Here is a 22,439-nt window from a genome sequence, read left to right as displayed (position 1 = left end):
TACCATAATCTAAAAACGTGTATAACCAACATTCAGCATTGAAACCAATAATAAAAAGGCTGCAGAGAATTTCTTCTCCACAGCCTAATACTTATTTTTGCAAGAACGCTTTTAAATCTGCAAATTGTCTCTTTGCATCTTCATAACCTTGCTCATATAGATTTTGTAGTTTTGCTGTATCTTTTTCCATACGATCTACTTGAAGCGGTACTTCTGGACGAATAACAAATAAATTACCCGCTTGTTCTTCTTTTTCAATGTAGTGAAGTGTTTCATTATACACTTCATAGCGATTTAGCATCGTGTTAACAAGATTCGGATATTTTTTATAAGCTTTCGCAGCAATCCACCCAAATCTTGATTTTTTCTTTGCGTAACCGTGATTTCTTGTTAAAATTACGACTGATTTTTTAAATCCATCTTCCTGTGCTTTACGAACTGGAATTGGATCTGAAATCCCGCCATCTAATAATTGCTTACCACGATAATTTACTACTGGTGCAATGAAAGGTAATGAACTAGAAGCTTGTAATAAATTTAGTGCATCGTCATTCGTTCCCTCTTTTTCAAAATAAACAGACTGTCCTGTTTCACAATCCGTCGTTCCTACAAGGAAACGCTCTGGGCTATTAAAGTATGTTTCAAAATCAAACGGCACATGCTTTTCTGGAATTTCATGAAAAATAAAATCCATATCAAATAGCTGACGTTTTCTCCATAAGTTTTTATACGATAAATATTTCGGATGTGATGCATAATCAATATTGACCGTTTTATTTCTATTTCTTTGTCTGGAAAGATACGACGCTGCATGACAAGCACCAGCTGATACACCGATTACATATGGAAAATATAAATCTTGTTCCATAAAGTATTCTAATATCCCGCCCGTATATACACCACGCATACCGCCGCCTTCTAATACTAACCCTGTATTTTCAAGCATGTTACTCTCTCCTCTATATATATTGACTCTTTAATTATTCACCATGTTAAGTATCTTTTTCTATTATATATGAGTTCTTTCAGAAATTATATTTAAAAGACTTGAGAAAACGGAATTTTTTCGTCCAATTATATTTCCAAATGATCCGAGACATCCTTTATAAACCTTTGAATAAAATCTTGTTCTTCTTTCGTATATCTATCTAAGAGTAACAGCCACTTTTCTTCAGCTTGTTTATGCAATTTATCATGAGCTTTATATATTTCATTTCCGCTTTCCGTTAAGCGAAAGAAAATTTCTTTTTGATTGTCTAACATTTGCATCTTCTCAACGAATTTCTTTTGGAACAACTTTGTACAAACTTTAGAGATTGCACCCTTCGTCATTCCCATTTCTATCGTAATTGCCGTTACATTCATCAGACCATTTTTCCCGATACACTCGATTACATGTAACTCAGATAAAGACATACCACTTACACCTGTCTCACGAAGAAACTTCTCATTTTGTCCTTTCAAATGTTCTTCTCTTTTATGCAAAAGTGTACGAATGTCCGAAAGTATTTCCATTTGTTTCGTTACATAATCCAATCCGTTCGCCCCCTAAGTTTCCAAAGAAACAATTTAACTATATACCATTTTAAAATCATTTTTTCATATTTACAAGTGAGAAAAACATGTTAAAATAAATTTAGTTTCCAAGGAAACTAAAAAGAGGAGGTTAACATAATGAAAAAATCCAAACTACATTTCATTTTATATGTTGTCTGTATTAGTGCCTTACTTGGTTCCTTCGCTCAAAATATTTACACACCTATCTTGCCCATGATTCAAGGTTCTTTTCATACTTCTCTTTATCTTGTAAATGTAACAGTTTCACTTTTCACATTCATTCTTGCAATTATGCAGCTCGTATATGGACCTTTAATTGATACAAAAGGGAGAAAATCTGTCCTTATCCCTAGTTTAGTCATTAGTACAATTGGTTCAATCGGATGTGCTTTTTCGGCAAACATTTATTTATTTCTCTTTTTTAGAGCTGTTCAAGCTATAGGAATAGCGGCTATACCTGTAGTTTCAGCAACGATTATCGGCGATTTATTTGAAGGAAAAGAACGCGGAGAAGCGATGAGCCTATACCAAATGTTACTTGCCCTCGCACCTGCGATTGGTCCTCTCATTGGTGGTTATCTCGGCAGTATAAATGGCCACTTATCCGTATTTCTATTTTTATCTATACTTGGCATTCTTTTATTAATGATAAACCTTTTACTACTTCCAGAAACAAAACCTACTGTAATTAAGCAACCGCAAGCAAAAAAGAATTACTGGTTTATCTTAAAAAATAAAACTGGATTTTCTATTACTCTTATTGGCTTCATTCAATTTTGTATTTACTTTTGCTTTCTCGTTTTTTTACCGAGTATTTTAACAAATTCATTTCATTTAACTGTAAATGAAATTGGTCTTATGTTTGTACCAATGTCTCTTTCTATCATGCTGGGAAGTTTTTGCTACAAGTTTTTGCAAAAACGCCTCACAACAAAGCAAACTTTATTTATTACGAGTTTCTTCAATATTATATGTGTCGTTTTATTCTCTTTCACATATAGCATTAATATCCCATTCATCATTATCGTTACATCTTTGTACGGTTTTAGTATGGGACTTTCTATGCCAACTCACACTACTTTATTAACGGAAGAATTCGTACAAGAACGCGCAACAGCTATCGGTATGTACAACTTCATCCGCTATCTTGGTATGGGCACAGGCCCACTTATAGGTGGATTTCTTTTATTTAACCAAAATTACTTTTGGATTTTCTTCCTAGGCGCAATTATGTTTTTACTTGTAATCTTATATGCAATGAAAATGCTATGCTTCCCTGCCACACAAAAAGCAAAATAGAGACCTACAGATGGTCTCTATTTTAAACTCTTTGATCCGCAACAATATGAATATCAATATGTTTCGTCTGTCTCATAATTTCATTTACAATAGAACCTTTTCGAATTTCTTCCCACCGCGTTCTCGCTGATTGCCCAAGTAAAATTTGTGTTACTTGCAATCTTTTCGCGACTTCAATAATAACATCCGCAGGCTTTCTCCCTTTTGCTTCTTCTAATACAAAACTTGCATCAAATTGATTCGTGAGCGACTTCCACTCTTCAATTGTTTGTTTTTTACTAGCTGAAAGAGAGTCTATATTTTCTCTTTCAACATTTAATACATACAATTCAGCGTTTAAGCGATCAGCCATGCGCCAGCCCCGTCTTATTAATTTCTCTGCTGTTGAACTGTACTGTACACAAACGAGAATTTTTTCTTTCACTCCGATTGGTTCTATCACTGTTTGACTAATCTTTTCGTCCATATCGTCAGCGACTTCCCGAAGTGATAATTCTCTTAGTGCTCCTAAATTATTAAGCGTAAAGAAATTTTGTAAGCTTTGCTGAATTTTTTCTTCTTTATATATCTTTCCATCTATTAACCTCTTCCGAAGTACTTCCGGCGTTGCATCAACGAGCTGAATTTCATTTGCTTTTTGTAAAATAAAATCTGGAATTCGTTCTCTTACTTTTACATTTGTAATTTGAGCTACAATGTCATGAACGCTTTCTAAATGTTGAATATTAAACGCTGACAATACGGATATACCAGCCTCTAACAATTCTTGTACATCCATATAACGCTTCTTATTTTTAGAGCTGGGAATATTACTATGTGCAAGTTCATCCACTACAACGACTTGCGGCGCACGCTTTATAATTCCTTCCACATCAAGTTCATAAAACACTTTCCCTTTATACTCTATTTCTTTTAAAGGAACCTTTTCTAAATCAGCAATTGCGTCTTCTGTCTCTTTTCTCCCGTGCGTTTCAATTAAACCAATTACAATATCCATACCGTCCTTTTTCATCTCTCTAGCATCATAGAGCATTTTATAGCTTTTCCCTACTCCTGGAGCTGCTCCTACATATAGCTTTAACTTCCCGCGGTTTTGCTGACGAATATATTCTAAATACTCTTCTGGTGTTCGCCTTTGAAAAGTTGGTTTATAGTCATCCGCATACAAAACATTCACAACCCTTCTTTTGAAACAACGCTACCTCAATCCTTTAGATTGAGGTAGCGTTGTTTCTATTTCATTAGTTTCTGTAATTCTAAATTTAACTTTAAAACGTTCACACGGTTTTCTCCAAATAAGCCAAGTGCCGCACCTTCTGTTTGATCCTTAATCAATTGATTTAGCGTTTCTTTCGGAATATTCGTTATTTTAGAGATACGCTCTACCTGCACGGAAGCTGCCTTCGGACTAATGTCAGGATCAAGCCCTGAACCTGAATTTGTCACTAAATCGATTGGCACTTCTGTAACTGGAACGCTCGGATTTTGTTTCTTCCACTCTTCAATACTTTTCTCTACTCGTTTCTCTAAATCTGGATTAGACGGTGCATAGTTATTTGAACCAGACGCTTCTGCTTTATATTCAATACTAGAGACACGCCCATGAAAATAACGTGGATCTGTGAAATTTTGACCGATTAATTTAGAACCAATCACTTCATTTTTATCATTATATATTAGACTTCCATCCGCATTATCCTTCATTACTGCTTGTGCAATACCAGTAACAATAAGCGGATATACAAGTCCGCACAACACTAAAAATGTAAAAGTAATACGGATGATTGGTGATAGTATACTTTGTTTCTTCGCCATCTCTTTCCCCTCTTCCTTATATGAACAAGCCGACAATCATATCAATTACTTTAATTCCAATGAACGGTACAATCACTCCACCAAGCCCATAAATAAGTAGATTTCGGCCAAGTAGTGCATTCGAACTCATCGGTTTATATGCGATACCTTTCATCGCCAATGGAATGAGTAATGGAATAATAACTGCATTAAATAGTAATGCTGATAAAATCGCTGACAGTGGTGATGTTAGTTTCATAATGTTCAATGCTTCCATTTGCGGAATCGCAAGTGTAAACATTGCTGGAATGATTGCAAAATATTTCGCTATATCATTTGCAATACTAAACGTCGTTAACGCACCACGTGTCATTAACAATTGCTTACCGATTCCTACAACCTCAATAATTTTTGTCGGGTTCGAATCTAAATCAATCATATTGGCTGCTTCTTTCGCAGCTGTTGTACCACTATTCATCGCTAATCCAACATCAGCCTGTGCTAATGCCGGCGCATCATTTGTACCATCACCTGTCATCGCTACGAGTTTCCCTTTATCTTGCTCTGCTTTAATAACTGCAATTTTATCTTCTGGTTTGCACTCAGCAACAAACTCATCTACTCCTGCTTCTTTTGCAATGGTTGCTGCTGTTAATGGGTTATCCCCTGTACACATAACCGTTTTAATCCCCATTTGACGCAACTGTTCAAAACGTTCACGCATACCAGGTTTTACTGTATCTTTTAAATAGATTAAACCGTAAATACGATTATTCACTGCAACTACAAGTGGTGTTCCGCCCTCTTTTGAAATGAAATCTGCTTTTTGATTTACATCTTTCGGAATTGTTCCACCTTGTGACTGAACCCATTCAATCACGCTACCGACAGCACCTTTTCTCACTTTCGTTCCGTCCTGTAAATCAACACCACTCATTCTCGTTTCTGCTTTAAATGGAACAAACTCACCTTGTTCCGCAAGTTCTCTATTATATGATATAGATTTCGCTTGCACATACTCGATAACAGATCGACCTTCTGGTGTTTCATCTAAAACTGAGCTAATCGCAGCCCACTTTCCAACTTGCTCAATCGTTTCATTTCCTACAGGTAATAATGTATGAGCCATTCTGTTCCCGAAAGTAATCGTACCCGTTTTATCTAAAATAATTGTATTAATATCGCCAGCAGCTTCTACTGCTTTACCCGACATTGCTAACACATTAAACTTTGTCACACGGTCCATCCCGGCAATACCAATCGCTGATAATAATCCACCAATTGTCGTTGGAATTAAACAAACTAACAATGCTACAAGTACAGCTGTATCAATTTGAAACCCTAAATAATTTGTGAAAATCGGCAGCGTCACAACAACGATTAAGAAAATAAGCGTTAAACTCGTTAATACTGTATTTAAAGCAATTTCATTCGGTGTTTTTTGACGAGCAGCCCCTTCTACTAAAGAGATCATTTTATCAATAAATGATTCACCAGGATTACTCGTAATGATAATCGTAATCTCATCACTTACAACCATCGTACCGCCTGTTACGGAACAAAAATCACCGCCAGCTTCTTTTATTACAGGAGCTGATTCCCCTGTAATCGCAGATTCATCAACAGATGCTAATCCTTTTATGACTTCCCCATCACTTGGAATCATTTCTCCTTGTTTTACAATAACAACATCACCTTTTCTCAGATCCGTTGCTGAAACTTGAACAATGTTCCCATTTTCTTTTACAACATTGGCAAACACATCTTTCTTCGAATGTTTTAAAGAATCGGCTTGCGCTTTCCCCCGTCCTTCCGCTAATGCTTCTGCAAAATTAGCAAATAAAACTGTAAATAAGAGAATGAAAGAAACTGTTATATTAAACCATCCTGGTACACTACTAGAATGACTTGGAAGAAACGATAAAATGAACGTAATGATAAATCCAATTTCTACAACAAACATAATCGGATTCTTTATCATGACTTTTGGATTCAATTTCGCAAAGGACTGTTTCATCGCATGTGTCACGATATCACGATCCATTGTTTTCGCTTGTCTAACTTCCTCTTCTACAACATGTATTTGCGACTCATTTACTCTTTTTTCTTTTACTACTACCGGTCTCATCATTTACCCTCCATTACTTCAATGTAAGAAATTCTGCAATTGGACCGAGTACCAACATTGGGAAGAATGTTAATGCACCGACAATTACAATTGTTCCGATGAAAATGCCGCCAAATAAACTATTATCCGTACGGAACGTTCCGACTGTTTCTGGTACAACCGTCTTTTCTTTCAATGAAGCTGCAACAGCTAGCATCGTAATTAAACTGAAATAGCGTCCTAAAAACATAACTAAACCAGTTGTAATATTCCAAAACGGTGTATTATCCGCTAATCCTTCAAATCCAGATCCGTTATTCGCAGCTGACGATGTATATTCATATACTACTTGCGTCAAACCGTGGAAACCGGAATGAGAAATAGCATCCGTTCCTAAACTTGTTGAAAGAGCTAATGCTGAAAATCCTAAAATAAGCAGTGGATGAAATAGTATCGTTACCGCAATTAATTTCATTTCCTTCCCTTCAATTTTCTTACCTAAAAACTCCGGTGTCCGTCCAACCATCAATCCTGATATAAAAACTGCGATAATCGCATACATAATAATGTTCACAAAGCCTGCTCCAACGCCGCCGTATACTGTGTTTAACATCATATTTACGAGTGGTACTAACCCACCAATTGGTGTTAACGTATCATGCATCGTATTCACCGCTCCGGTTTCAGCAGCTGTCGTTACTGTTGCGTATAGTGAAGAAAATACTGTTCCGAACCTTACTTCTTTTCCTTCTGTACTTCCTTGTACATGTTCGATACCCATTCCATTTAAAGCTGGATTCCCGTTTAATTCAGATGTCGTAATTGTTATAAATCCTAGTAAAAACACCATGAATAGTGAAACGAAAAGGATGCGACCTTGTTTTTTATTTCCTACCATTCGTCCGTACGTAAATGGAAGTGCTGTTGGCAACAACATCATAAGCATCATTTGCAAAATATTACTCATTTGCCCTGGATTTTCGAAAGGATGCGTAGAGTTGGCTCCGAAAAATCCACCGCCGTTATTTCCAAGTTCCTTAATGGACACGAATGATGCAACTGGCCCGCGTAAAATACTTTGTTTCGCGCCATCAATCGTTTGCGCCGTAACTGCCCCGTCTAACGTTTGTGGTACACCAAGTGCGACAAAGACTAGTGCCGCCATAAATGCGATAGGAAGAAACACTCTCGTTAATGCTCTCGTAAAATCAACGAAAAAGTTACCGAGTTCTTTTCCAGCTAGCCCTCTTATAAATGCCATAACGAGCGCTAACGTCGTTGCCGGTGCTGCAAACATTAAGAATGTAATTCCGATTAATTGTGATAAATAAGATAAACCATTTTCACCGCTATAATGCTGTAAGTTCGTATCAGCCATAAAACTAATTGCTGTATTAAAAGCGAGCGTAGGCTCCATTCCTTCAATGTGTGCTGGATTTAATGGCAATACTCCTTGTAGTCTGAAAATGAAATATACGACAACAATCATAAATCCATTTAATAAAACTAATGATAATGCGTACTGTTTCCACGTTTGATTATATTCTTTTACACCCGTAATTTTAAAAATAAGTTTTTCAAAAGGCCCGAATACTTTATCTAGCTTTTTACTACCTTGAAAGGCTTTCTCTAAATAAATTCCCGTTGGCTTTGCCACAAGAATAAACAATAGCATTGTAATAACGACTGCAACCCAGATCATAATGAATGACTCCCCCTAATTAAAACTTTTCCGGATTTAATAATGCATACACTAAGTACACCGTAATTGCTGCAACAATAACTGATAAAACAATCATCATGATTGCTTCCCTTCTTTCACAACTTTATCTGACCAACTTGCAAGACTTGCCATCGATGCGACTAACACAACAAAAATTCCGATCATTACAACATCTAACATAGCTACCCTCTCACCTTTCTATAAAAATTTACCATTAAAATATTAAAAAAGAACACTGAGCTCTACTCAGTGTTCAAAAAATGAACAACAAAAAGTAAACCTCCTCTCTAAACGCTTACGAGGTTAGCTGTCGGATTCGGGCCTAAAGAGTAGCCCTACTTTCAAAACTGAAAGATTCACCCCAAGTGACGATGCACAAAATTGGTTCCCCCGCTCCATTTCTGGAACTCAGCGATTTTAGGTTTTTTTGGAAATTTTATGAATGATTTATGAGAGTAAATATACTCCTCTATATTTCACTTGTAAAGAGCTAAATTACTGAAAATAAGAAAATATCTATCTATTTAAACGCTTACATTGAGTATTATTAATATTATTCCATCTATTTTCTCGTCTTTTCTTACTTTTTCATAGAAATGATCTTTTAAATACGAAATAAAAAGAGCGAATGACATGAAGTGCATAGCTTGTTGCACTTAGCATTCGCTCTATTTTTATTCACTATTTATTCTCCTCGTAAAAAAGCACGTAAATTTCTCCCGCGAATATAAACTTGTGACAATTCTGCATGTAGCTGCTCATATTCGATAACATCTGTTTTTAAATATAAAGCGTCTTTCGATGGCAATATGATATAGGGCCTTGGAAAAATAGGATCAAGTACCACCAATTCTTGAACTCGCTCTACCGATACCGCCCAACGATTCGCTATATCTCCTAGTAACAACACCTTCATCTTCTTCTCCCCCGCCCTATTCAAAAAATAAAAAAGAAATATTATCACAATTCGTAAACACGACAAATGTAGCTCCAATTGTTTCATAGAGCCTCGCTGGGTATCGTTTATTCCTTGTAACAACAGTAATAGGTGCTTGAAAAGAAAAGCGAATGTGTTCTGTAAAGAAGCTAATAATTGGAAGCTCATCCCCTAGTAAAATCACCTTCTTAATACACTCACAAACACTAGCAAAATCCTGCTCCTTACTACAGCTATACGTCCAATCAAACCCACAATTCCTCACTTCAGCCGCTATCTCTTCATTTGCGGTAAAAATAATTAACTCATGTTGAAACGCTACTAAATCTATTAAACTATTTACCTTGCTTTCTTCTCCAACACAAATAAGTGTTAGTTCCATGTACCTCATCCTCCTTAGCATAAAAGAACTCAAACATAGATTGATATTCCCCTATACTAATCAGATCGATGAAGTGATGTATCCATCATGGCACCGTCCTCTCTCAAGACGCTTACGAAGTTAGCTGTCGGATTCGGACTTTGAGAGTAGCCCTACTTTCAAAATTGAAAGATTCACCCCTAGTGACACTGCACAAATTGGTTCCTCCGCTCCATATAATTGGACTCAGCGTATATTACAAAAAATATATTCTGGCTGATATATTACTCTTGTATCTAGAAAAAGTAAACAGAAAAAAAAGCCAGTTATACAACTGACTTTTGTCTACTTATACATGTGCTTTATTCAATTTATATGCAAAATGATTCGTCGGTCCATGACCACTTCCAATATGTAGCGGCTCTTCAATTGCTATACTAATAAATTGTTTTGCTTCTTGAACTGCCTCTTCAATTGAGTATCCTTTCGCAAGTCCAGCTGTAACCGCTGAAGCAAATGTACACCCGCTTCCATGCGTTTGCTTTGAAGGAATTCGTTCACTTCTAAATTCGATAAACTCTTCTCCATCAAAGAGTAAATCAATTACTTCATTACCTTGATATTCTGCATGTCCGCCCTTCATAAGTACATATTTCGCACCTAATTCATGCAGTACTTTTGCAGCCTCTTTACTATCTTCAACGTTATGAATTTCTAGCCCCGTTAACACTTCTGCCTCAGGAACATTCGGCGTTACAACTGTTGCTACTGGTAATAAATATTCTTTTAATGCTTGAACTGCTTCTTGCTGTAATAATGATGCACCGCCTTTTGCAATCATAACGGGATCTAGCACAATATTATTCCAGCCAAACTTCTTAATCTGTTCTGCTACAATTTGAATAATTTCGCTGCTAAATAACATTCCTAATTTCACAGCATCTGGTGTTAAATCCGTACCAATTGAATTCAACTGTTCCGTAATACCTTCTAACGAAACTGGATATACCCCTTGAACGCCAAGCGTGTTTTGAGCAGTAATTGCCGTAATAGCCGTCATCCCATACACACCAAGCTCTTGGAATGTTTTTAAATCTGCTTGAATGCCGGCACCGCCGCCACTATCAGATCCTGCAATTGTTAAAGCTTTATTTACTTTCATCCCACTCATCCTTTTCTATCCAAAATAACGATGATAAACTGTTTTTGCTTCACTTATATCTTTCGTTCCATGTACAAGTACACGACCATCTTTAAAAGCAACTAATCTCTTTTCTTCCACAGAAAATGATAATAAATATGGATTTACATTTAAATCATTCACACGATCATGCAGCAGCTCTTTGTATCGTTCAAAATCTATTTCCTCTTTATGAGGTGGTCTAATTTGAACTGTATTTCTCCCGCATAAAACTGCTGTTTTCGATGTATTTTCTTTGTTTAAATAAGGATATAATGCATTCTCTCCGCACGAAGGGCAATTATGTTTACGAAGCTTTTGCACATTCATACATGAATATTCATTCTTCCATACATCAAACGATACAAGTCCATCTCGAAGTGATTCGTAATCTTCCACTAACAGTTTAAGAGCTTCCGTTACTTGATGAGAAACGACGAGAGATACAGCAGGTGATATAATCCCCGCTGTATCACATGTCGCTCCGCCAAGCGGAATCGATTGTAATAAACAAGATAAACATGGCGTTTTACTAGGAAGGATTGTGTAAGAAAGACCGTAACTCCCTACACATGCTCCGTAAATCCATGGAATAGAATATTTTTGTGCCATATCATTCACAATGAAACGCGTTTCGAAATTATCAGTTGCATCAATCATTACATCAACGTTTGTAACGAGTTCTTCTAACTCCTCAGCTGTTACATCTTGAACGAGCGCTTCTACTCTTACTTCACTATTAATCTCTTCTAGACGCTTCTTCGCTGCTACAGCTTTCGGAAGATTATTTTCCACATCACTCTCTGCATACAATTGCTGCCTTTGTAAATTACTCCAATCGACATAATCCCGGTCAACAATCGTTACTGTGCCAACACCAGCTCTTACAAACATTTCTGCATTTGCACTACCTAGTGCGCCTGCACCGATAATGAGCACATGCTTTTCCCTTATCTTTTGCTGTCCTTCTTCTCCAATTGGAGAAAATAGTTCTTGGCGAGAATATCGATTATTCAACTACGCTCATTCCTTCTAAAGGACTACTTGCTGTTGCACAACGTTTACGTGCAATACGACCTGCTTCAAAGCCTAAACGGCCTGCCTCAATACTTAATTTCATTGCTTGTGCCATTTTAATAGGATCTTTTGCTCCTGATACAGCTGTATTTAATAACACACCATCTGCTCCTAATTCCATCGCAAATGCCGCATCAGCCGGGCTACCGATACCAGCATCAACGATAACTGGTACTGTCGCTTGTTCAATAATAAAGCTCAAATTCAATGGATTTACAATACCAAGTCCTGATCCAATTGGAGATGCTCCTGGCATAATCGCATGCACGCCAAGTTCTTGTAATTTACGTGCTAATACAACATCATCAGATGTGTACGGAAGTACGATAAATCCTTCTTCTAGTAACATTTCAGATGCCTTTAACGTCTCTACCGGATCAGGTAATAACGTTCTATCATCACCAATAACTTCTACCTTTATCATGTCGCAAAGCCCTGAAGCTTTTGCTAATTTTGCAATACGAACAGCTTCTTCAGCATTTTTTGCTCCGGCTGTATTCGGTAATAACGTATATTTTTTTACATCAAGTCTCTCTAATAAATTAGGCTGCTTTGCATCAAATATATCCATACGACGTACTGCGAACGTTAAAATTTCTGCCTCAGATACATCAATTGCCTTTTGCTGCACATCAAAATCAGGGAATTTTCCTGTTCCTAATAAAAGTCTAGAATGAAATGAAAATGGTCCAATGTTTAACATAATCAACCGCCTCCTACGAAAGTTACAATCTCAATTTGGTCTCCATCAAAAACAGATGTATCTGTATGATCATCTTTTTGTAAAATATCTTTATTACGCTCTACTACAACAATTCTGTTATCTAACTCTAAATGTGTAAGTAGCTCAGCTACTGTTTTCACACTCTCTGGCACTTCAATTTGATTACCATTAATTTTTAAATTCAAACTTTCATCCCCTTTCTAAACTGTTTTAGAAAGCAATGAATCTAGCAAGTGATTCTCCTGCTTTCCTTCTATTAAATCAGCCATATATTGACCAGAAACAGGACTTAATAAAATGCCGTTTCGATAATGGCCTGTGCAAGCATATAAACCTTTTATTTCTTCATGCTCTCCCATATAAGGAGCTTCATGATTCGACTGTGGTCTTAATCCTGCCCATGCGCTTTCCCATTCCGCTTCTTTTAATGCTGGCAATATTGTATACGCGCGCTCTAATATAGAAGTAATACTCTCTGGTTGCACAGTTTTATTGAATGTACGGGGCTTCATCGTTGCTCCAATTACGTAACGTCCGCCGCGCTTTGGTGCAATGTAAAATCTTTCTTGGAAAATAGGCGCCTTTAAAAGTGGTTTTCTACTTCTGACCGCTACTACTTCTCCTTTAACTGGATATGTACCCCATTCGCGGTGAAAATAACCTAGTAACTTCGTGCTCCATGAGCCACCCGCAATAACAACTTTTTCGCAAGTGATCATACCTTCGCTTGTCACAATTCCAGTCACTTTATTATTTTCAATACGGATATCAAATACTTCTGTTTGCTCATATATATCAGCACCCGAGAATGATGCGGAATGTGCGAATGCTTTCGTAAGCTCTGGTGCAATAACATGACCATCTTTCGGATAATATACAGCCCCTATAATTGACTCAGATAGATACGGCTCTTTCTCTCGCAAACGATCTCCCGCTAGGAAATAAGAATCTTCACCGGTTTTCTGCTGCCAATCCATAATGTGAAGAATTCTTTCCTTCTCATCTTCATTTTGAGCAATGCGATAAATGCCTTTCTCTTCATACCCAATATCGATGCCTGTTTTTTCGCGTAAAACTTCTGCAAGTTGTGGAAATATAGCACGGCTTTCTCTCGCAAGTTCAAATAGCGGGTCATATTCATCCCATTCTGCCTGCACCCCAAGTAAACCAGCGGCTGCTTTCGAGGCTTCAGATGCAATCTGTTGCTTCTCTACAATCGCTACTTTATGGCCTCTTTCTGCCAGAAAATGTGCAACTGAACTACCAATTACACCACCGCCAATTATCGCTACATCATACTTCTTACACATGTTTTTCCGCCCACTTTCTTATTGATTCCTTATAAGATTTCGCTTTGCTATACGGGTTACTACTACTTATAATCCCAGACATAACAGCAATACCACTGACGCCGTTAGTAAGAACATCTCCAGTGTTTTCCGGAGTGATTCCTCCAATTGCTGTAATCGGTATGGATAAACACCTTGCAATGTCTGAAATTTCTTCAAGCCCTCTCGCTGGCACACCTTTTTTACAATCTGTCGGAAATACATGACCATAGACGAGTGAATCCGCGCCATTCTTAAATGCATCAATCGCCTCTTCTAAAGAATGCACAGAATAACCGACATGCAAATAAGAAAACTTTTCTTTCACTGACCTTACATCTGCGCTTCGATATCCTAGCTGCACGCGCGGAATATTTAATAAAATAGCAATATCAATTCGATCATTTATCACTATTTTCGATGCTGGAAAGCCCTTCTTCAAAAGACTTTCCACACCTTCATACAATTCCTTCGTACTTTTCTCACGCTCACGAATATGCAAATAATCAATTTCACTTTCAATTTGCATCGCTACATTCACTAACTCTTCGAATGACATGTGACCATTTGAGATTACATGAAGCTCATTTTTCATATTCATTCGCCTACTTTAAAATGTTTTCGAATAACTCATCGGCCGGAACGATTTCTTTCGTCATTCCTTTATCTTTCAACCATTTATTTTGTTTCTCCCATGACTCTTTTGAATCTGATAAAAATGGCTCATCTTTCGTTTCCATCTTCTCTAATAAAATTTTCATACTTTCCTTTTCAACTTCTGGCACAAGTGGGAAGTTTTCTTTTTCTTGATGATTTAATAAAATATTCAATGCTTCATCTGGGTTTTTCTTCATAAAATCATAGCCTTTTTTCGTACCACGCAAGAAAGCTTGCAAAGCTTCTTTATCTTTTTTCAATGTTTTATCACCTGTTACAAATACGAGCTCATGATAATTCGGTACACCATAATCTGCTGGATTAAAGTATGCTGGTTCATGACCTTCATGACGCATAACAGGTACTTCGTGGTTAATATATGCTCCTGTTACCGCATCCACTTTTTTCGTAATTAATGCTGGTACTAAATCAAAACCAACATCGACTACTTTCACTGTATCTGGATTACCACCAGCTTCTTTTACCATCGTTTTTAAATACATCTCACTTAAAGGTGTTCCAGAATACCCAACTGTTTTACCCTCTAAATCTTTTGGCGATTGAATGCCTGCAGACTTCAGCGATACAACATGATTTAATGGTGAACGTACGACAGCTCCAATTGATTTCACTGGAATTTGTTCATTTGCTTTTGCCATGACAACATCTGGCTGATAATATAAGCCAACTGTTACTTTTCCTGCAGCTGCTAACGTTAATGGGTCAGTCGGATTAGAAGGGAATTTAATATTTACCTTTACTCCTTCTTCTTTAAAGTAACCTTTTTCAATTGCCGCATAAATAAAGCTATGTACCGCATTTGGGTACCAATCAAGCATGACCGTTATTTCTTTCTCTTTTTTATTCTTATCTGATGCTGAATTACTCGAACATCCAGCAATCATTGCAACTAATAATGTAAGCACAAAGATGCGTTTTAAAAATTTCATGAATGCTTCCTCCAACTAATGAATTTCTTTTCTAATACCGAAATAAGTACGACGAAGAAAATAGCTAATAACGATAACAATACAATGGGTGCAAATACACCTGCCCCGTCTAATTGCGTCATCATTCTCTTACTGAAATATCCTAGCCCCGCTTGTGCACCGAGCCATTCACCAATTGCCGCCCCAATTACACTAAGCGGTACTGCAATTTTTAAAGCTGAGAAAAAATAAGGAAGTGCAGACGGCAATTTTAATTTAAGAAAAACATCTTTTTTCGTTGCCCCATACGTAACTAAAAGCTCTTCCCATTCTTTTTTCGTACTGCGCAGTCCATCATACGTATTAACTGCAATTGGGAAAAACGTAATTAAAACCGTAACAACAACCTTACTCCAGATCGTATATCCAAACCATAAAACGAAAAGCGGAGCAAGCGCTGTAATAGGAATCGTTTGTGAGGCAACTAATAATGGATAAAATGCTCTCTCCATCCAATTACTCGCATTCATTAACATCGCTAGCCCTACCCCAAGTACGATAGAAATAGCCACCCCTATTAAAACGACATATAATGTTGCTGGCAAATGAACCATAAATAATATGTCTTTTAGTTTCCATATCTTCATTACAATTGCAGACGGTGACGGTAAAATGTACATTTCATCTACAATTCTTGCGCCTACTTCCCAAAGAGCAAGTAAAATACTAGAAAGTGTAAGAGCAGGTAATAGCTCCTTCAACCGGTTCATCATACGAGTACCTGCCTTTGCAACATACTAAGAAGCTCATCTTTCAGCGCTAATACTTCCGGTTTATATAAATCTTTTCTTGTCCGATTATGATCAAGCGGTACAATCCTCTCGGTTAAAGTAGTTATCGGTTGCTGCTCTACCACTAAAATTCGATTAGAAAGAAACAATGCTTCTTCCACATCATGAGTGATAAATAAAATTGTTTTTTCCCACTCTTTCCATTGTTCAAACAACCATTCCTGCAAAGATGCCTTCGTTAAAGCATCCAACGCGCTAAACGGTTCATCTAAGAGCAATATCTCTCCGCCTGTTAATAAAGTTCGAATGAAAGATACGCGTTGCCTCATACCACCAGATAAATCTTTCGGATATTTTGTCTCATATCCTTGTAAACCAAATTTGTGTAACAGTTCCTTTGCCTTTATTTGTGCTTCTTTCTTCTGTACACCTTGGCACTCTAGCGGCAGGGCCGCATTCTCAATAATCGTTCTCCATGGCAGGAGCATATCTTTTTGGGGCATATACCCTACAGGATGGCTCTTTGTTTCTGTTAGTTCTATCTGTCCTGTACTCGCTTCTTCTAAACCTGTAATAAGGCGAAATAAAGTACTTTTCCCGCATCCACTCGGTCCGATAATGCTTACAAACTCTTTATCTTGTATAGAAGCATTTAATTCATTAATGATTGGCTTCTCATCATAATGAAAAGAAACATTATGAAACTGTAGTATGTTCTTGCTCCTCAAATCCCCACATCTCCTTACGGTAGGACATATCCCAGAATAAATATTCAAATCGACTGGAATATAGGAAAATCTCCTCTAATCGATCTAGCTCTTTTTCAGACTTTCCAACTGCCATTTCATTTAATAAATCGATTAACCAAACACAAAGGTTGCCATATTCTTCAGAGCTATAGCCTTGAATCCACTCACCAAAGAACTCATGATCTCTTGCTCCAGGAATATCATTTAAACGCTTTCCAATCTCCCAGTAGCTCCACATACATGGAAGAAGTGCTGCTATTAATTCCGCAAGTGTGCCATTTTGAGATACAGACATCATGTAATTTGTATAAGCTAAATTTTTAGCAGATGGCTTTGCAGACTCTATCTCCCCTATAGAAATTCCAAGTCTTTTTGCATACTGTTTATGAATTGTCATTTCTCCGTTTAATATCCCATCAATCTGTTCAGCAAATTTCCCCATAACTTGTGGATTTGTTGCCTTTACAACACCGATCGCATATAACTTTGCATAATCTAACAAGTATAAATAATCTTGAATAATATAATACTGAAACTTATCTTTTTCTAACGTACCATCCCCCATACCTACAACAAATGGATGATTATGACTCATCTCCCAAACTGGTTGTACAGTTTCTAATAATCTATCGCAAAATTTCATTTCTCTATCCCCTTTCAATTTATATATCTAAATAAAAAACCACTTCTAAATAAGAAGTGGTTACAGCAAATAAAATTATAATTTATTCGTTGCTCCACTTCCCTTCGCTAGTATTATCTAGATCAGGTCTGTAAGGGTTAAGGATTATTCCTCTCTCAGCACAACAAGCACCCCTAGTGGTTTCAATATGAAATTTTCAAATAAAAAAGCCCCGTTTCTATACGCAAAGAAACGGGGACTCATTATTAGTGTCCGAATTGCTTCCCTACGCTAGCATAATCTAGATCAGGTAATAAAAAGGATCAAAGACTTAAGGTCTTACTCTCAGCTGGCAACACCAGCTCTCCTAGCAAACTATAAAATTATCACTGTCAGTATAACACCGTAATAAGACATCATCAACTGTTTTAATTTTCTCAATTGTCAACAAAATAACAAAACCATATAACACTTATATTCTATCTTAGAAATTATTATCCCAATAAATTGGATAAAAAGGAATCATTATCCTCAAAAAATTTATTTTTATATTGATTTCATATTACATTTATGTGAATACACCCACTATATTATATCTTTATACTATAATAAAATTACAACTATACAACTAGAGGAGGTCTCTATTATATGAATATGAAAGCTACTGCTTTAACAGCAACTACTGTCGCAATTGCTTCTTTACTTCCTTCTATGGGAGAAACAAATGTACAAACAGCCAACGCTGAACAATTATCTAATGTGAAAACTGGATATGTCAAAGTCGATCAAGTAGCCTTACATACAAAAGATAACGCAAATAGCTCATCAATTGATACAATTCGCTTTAATACGAAAGTGAATATACTTGAAACAACTAATGGCTGGTATAAAGTATCTGTTAATAATAAAGTAGGTTACGTACAAAAAGATTCTATTCTACTAAAAAACAAACTTCAATCTAATAATCAATATATCGTCAATGCCAATGCATTAAACGTTCGTTCTGAACCTAATTTAGAATCTTCAATTTTAGATGTATTACCAAATGGGAAATTCATTACTATTCAAGAAGAACAAGGTGAATGGTATAAAATTTTACATAATGGCAAAACAGGTTACGTACAAAAGGCATTCGTATCTAATGGTTCACAGCCTTTAGTAAAAGGCATCACAGTTCAAAATAATACGAAATACACAGTTGCAACACCTAAACTTAATGTGCGTAGCAACGCTAGTACAAGTAGTGCACTACTTGGTTCATTACAAAATGGTACACAATTACAAGTAGTGGAAACTGTAGGAACTTGGTATAAAATTCGTTTTGGCACAGGATACGGATATGTGGCAAAGCATTATGTAGTGCAAAATCAAACGCAATCACAAGCTCAAACGACTCAACCTACTTCCATTCCAGCCGTTTTCAAATTCCCTACTCAAGGAAAAATTAGCTCAACATTTGATATGCGCTGGGAACAAATGCATTATGGTATAGATATCGCAGCTCAGGGTAATGTCTCTATCCAGGCTGCTGCGGCAGGTAAAGTCGTGAAATCATATTATTCAGCTAGCTATGGCAATGTTGTGTTCATCGCCCATCAAATAAACGGGAAATTATATACAACAGTCTATGCTCACATGAAAGATCGCACTGTACAAGCTGGTGATCAAGTACAAGCTGGACAATTAGTAGGTCATATGGGAAACACAGGTCATTCATACGGGCAACATCTTCATTTTGAATTACACAATGGAGAATGGAATTTTGAAAAAACAAATGCAGTAAACCCACTGCCATATTTAGTTAGGTAAATTGTATGCCACGCAATATCAATATACCTCTCTTAATTGAATACTTAGCCTTTTTAGGCCTAATCTGTTGCTTAGTAATTTATAATACAAATACTGTATTTTTATCTATTATCATTGCTTTTGTTGCTTTAGAAATTATGATGGAAGCTTTTCAAGTTCAACTAAAACAAAAAATTGCCCATATTTATAATGCCATTTTTCTATTAAGTGCTTTAATAACAAATATTATTAGTAATGGTTTTTATTTATCTACCGTATTTCCCGTATTTTTTATGGCTGTTTTATTATTCATAGCTAGATACATTCATGTCCCTAATAACAAAAAACACGAACAAGAAGCTTAGAAAGAGGAGACACTGTGTACCAATCTTTCAAAGATAATCCGATAAAATATATATTGAATTTATATAAAAAAACAAATACTTTTTTTGGTATACAAGGAAGCTATACGGCACAATTTCTCCTTTATGGAATGTTATTTCTCGTCTTAATTACATTCTCCTTGCTTTACTAATAAAAAAAGGATCTCACAATTGAGATCCTTTTTAATTTATATAGAAAGTGCTCTTTATCCACAAGCATATTTTTCATAAATAAAGCTAAGATTATATTTTTTCTCTAAGCTCATTCTTTGTTCATCATCACACCAATAGAACAGAATATCATGAATCGTTGCATAACGCTTATTTTTAAGAAACAGTTTAAAGAAAGATGGTAAACAGTCATGTAATTGTATAAATATATAATTGCGTAATATTTCTTCTTTATATTTAATGCCCTTACAAATATACAATAATTCTTCACAATAATATGCATGTTGTGGAACTTGGATCATTTCAAAAAATGGCACATATGATAATAATTTTCCAATAAAATGATCATATCGATCCATTATCCCTATCGTCATATGCTCCATCATATCTTTCATTACATATAAATAATCATCTACATGAGTAGTCTTGAGTGGGTCTAATCGATCTGAAATTTGAGAAAGTACAGCCCTTTGGCAAGCTAACACCGCTTGACTAGGTCCATAATATGATAGAAAGTCTGTACACTTACGATACTTTCGTAATAAATCATATGTATATAAGTCATAAACAAAAGTATTACAATACATCGCTAAACTCATCATATCACTATTTAATTGCTCTTTTGATAGTGACTTAGCTCTCTTACACATATAAAAAAATGTAAATTCTAATACTTCTTTATGGGATAATAAATGTTTACAGTCTGTTATACATTTCTCATTAAATTTAACTCTATCCCAAATTTCTACATCTCCATCAGTTAATTCACCAATACGATATTTAATTATTAAATAGTTTAAAGCAACCGCCTGCGTCAAAAGATCCCACGTTTCATATTCCAATGAAGTATGAACAAACTCAGCTAGCCCTTGAGTTACCATAAAAGTATTCGCTTCTTCATACCAACCAATTTCTTGGCATAAGCGAAGAATACGTACTAAAGTTGGAATTTCGTCTTTATGAAATTGCGGTAAATTCTTTGCTTTATTCATTCCATATACGATAAATGCCGCTAAATTTTCTTCTTTATAAAATTCTTTTTCTTTCCACACTAATATAGTTCGTTCTTTCCCTTCACCTTTTGGATGACAAGGTACAAGCAAAGAAAATAATTCAGCGAAATTATTTGGTTCTATATATGTATCTGTAACCAAATTCCAATTTGGATCGCGCTGTACAGCCTTCATATAATTCCCCTTCCCTTTTATCTACATAGGAAATATTAATCCATTATCACATCATTAACAATGAATATTGTTATATTCGAAATCAATCATAATACTTATATCTATCAGTATATCATTTTTTCTCTTATTTATAATTAGGAATGACAAATTTAAATAAACTGTCGAAATTACTAACTGTATACTTATTATATAATGGCTCAGATACATCATGCTAACATATTAGCTTAACCCTATATACTAGAATAATGTATCTGATTTTTATACGTAACGTATTACACTAATTAAAGTCTCACTTCATTCCGTATGCTCTGATATTTCACTTAAAGCAAATCCCGCTTGATCATCTGCCGATTCTTTTATAGCTAAATCTCCTAGTGCTAACATCCCAACGAGTTGACCACTCTCAACTACTGGCAATCGTCTAATTTGATACTGTGCCATTAACTCTGTAGCCTTTTCAATAGGATCATCTGGAGAAACTGAAACAATGTTTTTTGTCATTACATTTGTAATTTTATTAGATCCAGGATGTTTTTCAGCAATCCCTCGAACAACTAAATCTCGGTCCGTAACAAGACCAACAACTTGTTCATTTTCAACAACCGGGATCAATCCAATCGATTCTTCTTTCATCTTTACAGCAGCTTCATATACATTGTCTAACGGTGTACACTGTACAATATGAGTGCTCATCAAGTCTCTCACTCGTGTCATTTGTATCTCCTCCTTTTTATACATACCATAGCTTTTCCTAAATCCCTTTATTTATTTCAAGAAAATCAGTTGATAAAGGAGAATGAACGCACAATAAAAAAGAGTCAGCATATTGCTGACTCTTTTTTTATGACCCGTACGGGATTCGAACCCGTGTTACCGCCGTGAAAGGGCGGTGTCTTAACCACTTGACCAACGGGCCATGGCTCCGCAGGTAGGAATCGAACCTACGACCGATCGGTTAACAGCCGATAGCTCTACCACTGAGCTACTGCGGAATAATATATGGTGGGCCTAAATGGACTCGAACCATCGACCTCACGCTTATCAGGCGTGCGCTCTAACCAGCTGAGCTATAGGC

At 36.2% G+C, this 22,439-nt stretch carries 25 protein-coding genes, 2 tRNA genes and 4 riboswitches; of the genes, 3 read left to right on the top strand and 24 right to left on the bottom strand.

Features of this window, described 5'->3' with window-relative positions:
- Positions 1-91 precede the first annotated feature (91 nt).
- Together PDQ33_RS20630 and PDQ33_RS20625 are read right to left on the bottom strand one after the other, a co-directional pair.
- Positions 92-946: a patatin-like phospholipase family protein gene (locus PDQ33_RS20630; protein ID WP_000892678.1), complete on the bottom strand. Its 855-nt coding sequence runs from the start codon at positions 944-946 to the stop codon at positions 92-94.
- A gap of 128 nt (positions 947-1,074) precedes the next feature.
- A complete protein-coding gene (locus PDQ33_RS20625; RefSeq protein ID WP_000386827.1) occupies positions 1,075-1,536 on the bottom strand; it encodes a MarR family transcriptional regulator in 462 nt (153 codons plus the stop codon).
- 138 nt (positions 1,537-1,674) lie between these two features.
- Between PDQ33_RS20625 and PDQ33_RS20620 the strand changes: the two genes are divergently transcribed.
- Entirely contained in the window at positions 1,675-2,856 is a 1,182-nt protein-coding gene (locus tag PDQ33_RS20620) for an MFS transporter (protein WP_076872655.1), read from the top strand.
- Positions 2,857-2,878: 22 nt separating this feature from the next.
- Here PDQ33_RS20620 and kdpDN read toward each other — a convergent pair whose 3' ends face one another.
- From kdpDN to tenA, 18 genes are all read right to left on the bottom strand, one after another.
- Positions 2,879-4,033: a KdpD-like non-kinase potassium sensor gene (gene kdpDN / locus PDQ33_RS20615; RefSeq protein WP_002027046.1), complete on the bottom strand. Its 1,155-nt coding sequence runs from the start codon at positions 4,031-4,033 to the stop codon at positions 2,879-2,881.
- Positions 4,034-4,089: 56 nt separating this feature from the next.
- Positions 4,090-4,671 carry a K(+)-transporting ATPase subunit C gene (kdpC, locus tag PDQ33_RS20610; RefSeq protein WP_001085553.1) on the bottom strand — a complete coding sequence of 194 codons (582 nt, stop codon included), beginning with the start codon at positions 4,669-4,671 and terminating at the stop codon, positions 4,090-4,092.
- Between the two features lie 16 nt (positions 4,672-4,687).
- On the bottom strand, positions 4,688-6,778 hold the full coding sequence (kdpB, locus tag PDQ33_RS20605) for a potassium-transporting ATPase subunit KdpB (protein WP_001248031.1): 2,091 nt from the start codon (positions 6,776-6,778) through the stop codon (positions 4,688-4,690).
- Positions 6,779-6,791: 13 nt separating this feature from the next.
- Positions 6,792-8,459 carry a potassium-transporting ATPase subunit KdpA gene (gene kdpA, locus PDQ33_RS20600; protein WP_000638353.1) on the bottom strand — a complete coding sequence of 556 codons (1,668 nt, stop codon included), beginning with the start codon at positions 8,457-8,459 and terminating at the stop codon, positions 6,792-6,794.
- A gap of 19 nt (positions 8,460-8,478) precedes the next feature.
- Positions 8,479-8,556 (bottom strand): K(+)-transporting ATPase subunit F, encoded by a 78-nt coding sequence (gene kdpF, locus PDQ33_RS20595; RefSeq protein ID WP_223153441.1) that lies wholly within the window; start codon positions 8,554-8,556, stop codon positions 8,479-8,481.
- A complete protein-coding gene (locus tag PDQ33_RS20590) occupies positions 8,556-8,660 on the bottom strand; it encodes a SipW-dependent-type signal peptide-containing protein (RefSeq protein WP_000887889.1) in 105 nt (34 codons plus the stop codon). The genes kdpF and PDQ33_RS20590 overlap by 1 nt, the downstream gene beginning before the upstream one ends.
- Positions 8,661-8,758: 98 nt before the next feature.
- A riboswitch (cyclic di-AMP (ydaO/yuaA leader) is annotated at positions 8,759-8,904 on the bottom strand.
- A gap of 261 nt (positions 8,905-9,165) precedes the next feature.
- The gene (locus PDQ33_RS20585; protein ID WP_000866315.1) at positions 9,166-9,396 is read right to left on the bottom strand and encodes a hypothetical protein; all 231 of its coding nucleotides are present in this window, start codon (positions 9,394-9,396) and stop codon (positions 9,166-9,168) included.
- Positions 9,397-9,412: 16 nt separating this feature from the next.
- Entirely contained in the window at positions 9,413-9,799 is a 387-nt protein-coding gene (locus tag PDQ33_RS20580) for a hypothetical protein (RefSeq protein WP_000424071.1), read from the bottom strand.
- A gap of 93 nt (positions 9,800-9,892) precedes the next feature.
- Positions 9,893-10,040, bottom strand: a riboswitch (cyclic di-AMP (ydaO/yuaA leader).
- A gap of 87 nt (positions 10,041-10,127) precedes the next feature.
- Positions 10,128-10,949: a bifunctional hydroxymethylpyrimidine kinase/phosphomethylpyrimidine kinase gene (gene thiD, locus PDQ33_RS20575; RefSeq protein ID WP_142243833.1), complete on the bottom strand. Its 822-nt coding sequence runs from the start codon at positions 10,947-10,949 to the stop codon at positions 10,128-10,130.
- 6 nt (positions 10,950-10,955) lie between these two features.
- Complete coding sequence (thiF, locus tag PDQ33_RS20570; protein ID WP_001065434.1) at positions 10,956-11,975, bottom strand: thiazole biosynthesis adenylyltransferase ThiF; 1,020 nt, start codon at positions 11,973-11,975, stop codon at positions 10,956-10,958.
- Complete coding sequence (thiG, locus tag PDQ33_RS20565; RefSeq protein ID WP_000931988.1) at positions 11,968-12,738, bottom strand: thiazole synthase; 771 nt, start codon at positions 12,736-12,738, stop codon at positions 11,968-11,970. Before thiG ends, thiF begins: the two co-directional genes overlap by 8 nt.
- Positions 12,739-12,740: 2 nt before the next feature.
- Positions 12,741-12,944 (bottom strand): sulfur carrier protein ThiS, encoded by a 204-nt coding sequence (gene thiS / locus PDQ33_RS20560; RefSeq protein ID WP_001049505.1) that lies wholly within the window; start codon positions 12,942-12,944, stop codon positions 12,741-12,743.
- Positions 12,945-12,959: 15 nt separating this feature from the next.
- Complete coding sequence (gene thiO, locus PDQ33_RS20555) at positions 12,960-14,069, bottom strand: glycine oxidase ThiO (protein WP_000335190.1); 1,110 nt, start codon at positions 14,067-14,069, stop codon at positions 12,960-12,962.
- Positions 14,062-14,682 carry a thiazole tautomerase TenI gene (gene tenI, locus PDQ33_RS20550; protein ID WP_000787181.1) on the bottom strand — a complete coding sequence of 207 codons (621 nt, stop codon included), beginning with the start codon at positions 14,680-14,682 and terminating at the stop codon, positions 14,062-14,064. The genes thiO and tenI overlap by 8 nt, the downstream gene beginning before the upstream one ends.
- 10 nt (positions 14,683-14,692) lie before the next feature.
- On the bottom strand, positions 14,693-15,694 hold the full coding sequence (locus PDQ33_RS20545; RefSeq protein WP_000670443.1) for an ABC transporter substrate-binding protein: 1,002 nt from the start codon (positions 15,692-15,694) through the stop codon (positions 14,693-14,695).
- Positions 15,691-16,443, bottom strand: a complete 753-nt coding sequence (locus PDQ33_RS20540) for an ABC transporter permease (protein WP_002027054.1) — start codon at positions 16,441-16,443, stop codon at positions 15,691-15,693. Before PDQ33_RS20540 ends, PDQ33_RS20545 begins: the two co-directional genes overlap by 4 nt.
- On the bottom strand, positions 16,443-17,192 hold the full coding sequence (locus tag PDQ33_RS20535; protein ID WP_001256806.1) for an ABC transporter ATP-binding protein: 750 nt from the start codon (positions 17,190-17,192) through the stop codon (positions 16,443-16,445). The genes PDQ33_RS20540 and PDQ33_RS20535 overlap by 1 nt, the downstream gene beginning before the upstream one ends.
- Positions 17,161-17,856, bottom strand: coding sequence for a thiaminase II (gene tenA / locus PDQ33_RS20530; protein WP_076872658.1), 696 nt, complete (start codon positions 17,854-17,856; stop codon positions 17,161-17,163). The genes PDQ33_RS20535 and tenA overlap by 32 nt, the downstream gene beginning before the upstream one ends.
- 82 nt (positions 17,857-17,938) lie before the next feature.
- Positions 17,939-18,041: riboswitch (TPP riboswitch) on the bottom strand.
- Positions 18,042-18,101: 60 nt separating this feature from the next.
- Positions 18,102-18,214: riboswitch (TPP riboswitch) on the bottom strand.
- Between the two features lie 269 nt (positions 18,215-18,483).
- Here tenA and PDQ33_RS20525 point away from each other — a divergent pair.
- Positions 18,484-19,644, top strand: coding sequence for an SH3 domain-containing protein (locus tag PDQ33_RS20525; RefSeq protein WP_001056053.1), 1,161 nt, complete (start codon positions 18,484-18,486; stop codon positions 19,642-19,644).
- A 5-nt stretch (positions 19,645-19,649) separates the two neighbouring features.
- A complete protein-coding gene (locus PDQ33_RS20520) occupies positions 19,650-19,988 on the top strand; it encodes a hypothetical protein (protein ID WP_001137811.1) in 339 nt (112 codons plus the stop codon).
- A 224-nt stretch (positions 19,989-20,212) separates the two neighbouring features.
- Here the strand turns inward: PDQ33_RS20520 and PDQ33_RS20515 are convergent, their stop codons facing one another.
- From PDQ33_RS20515 to PDQ33_RS20500, 4 genes are all read right to left on the bottom strand, one after another.
- Positions 20,213-21,364, bottom strand: a complete 1,152-nt coding sequence (locus PDQ33_RS20515; RefSeq protein ID WP_000648924.1) for a DUF3965 domain-containing protein — start codon at positions 21,362-21,364, stop codon at positions 20,213-20,215.
- 294 nt (positions 21,365-21,658) lie between these two features.
- Complete coding sequence (locus PDQ33_RS20510; RefSeq protein WP_000199015.1) at positions 21,659-22,078, bottom strand: CBS domain-containing protein; 420 nt, start codon at positions 22,076-22,078, stop codon at positions 21,659-21,661.
- 130 nt (positions 22,079-22,208) lie between these two features.
- Positions 22,209-22,280: transfer RNA gene (locus PDQ33_RS20505), tRNA-Glu, on the bottom strand.
- A gap of 1 nt (position 22,281) precedes the next feature.
- Positions 22,282-22,356, bottom strand: a tRNA-Asn gene (locus PDQ33_RS20500).
- Positions 22,357-22,439: the final 83 nt, after the last annotated feature.

It is taken from the genome of Bacillus cereus group sp. Bc031 (assembly GCF_027716265.1).
In the GTDB taxonomy this organism is placed as follows: domain Bacteria; phylum Bacillota; class Bacilli; order Bacillales; family Bacillaceae_G; genus Bacillus_A; species Bacillus_A paranthracis.
The sequence above is the reverse complement of the archived record's forward strand: the minus strand, read 5'-3'. Positions and strand labels throughout refer to the sequence as shown.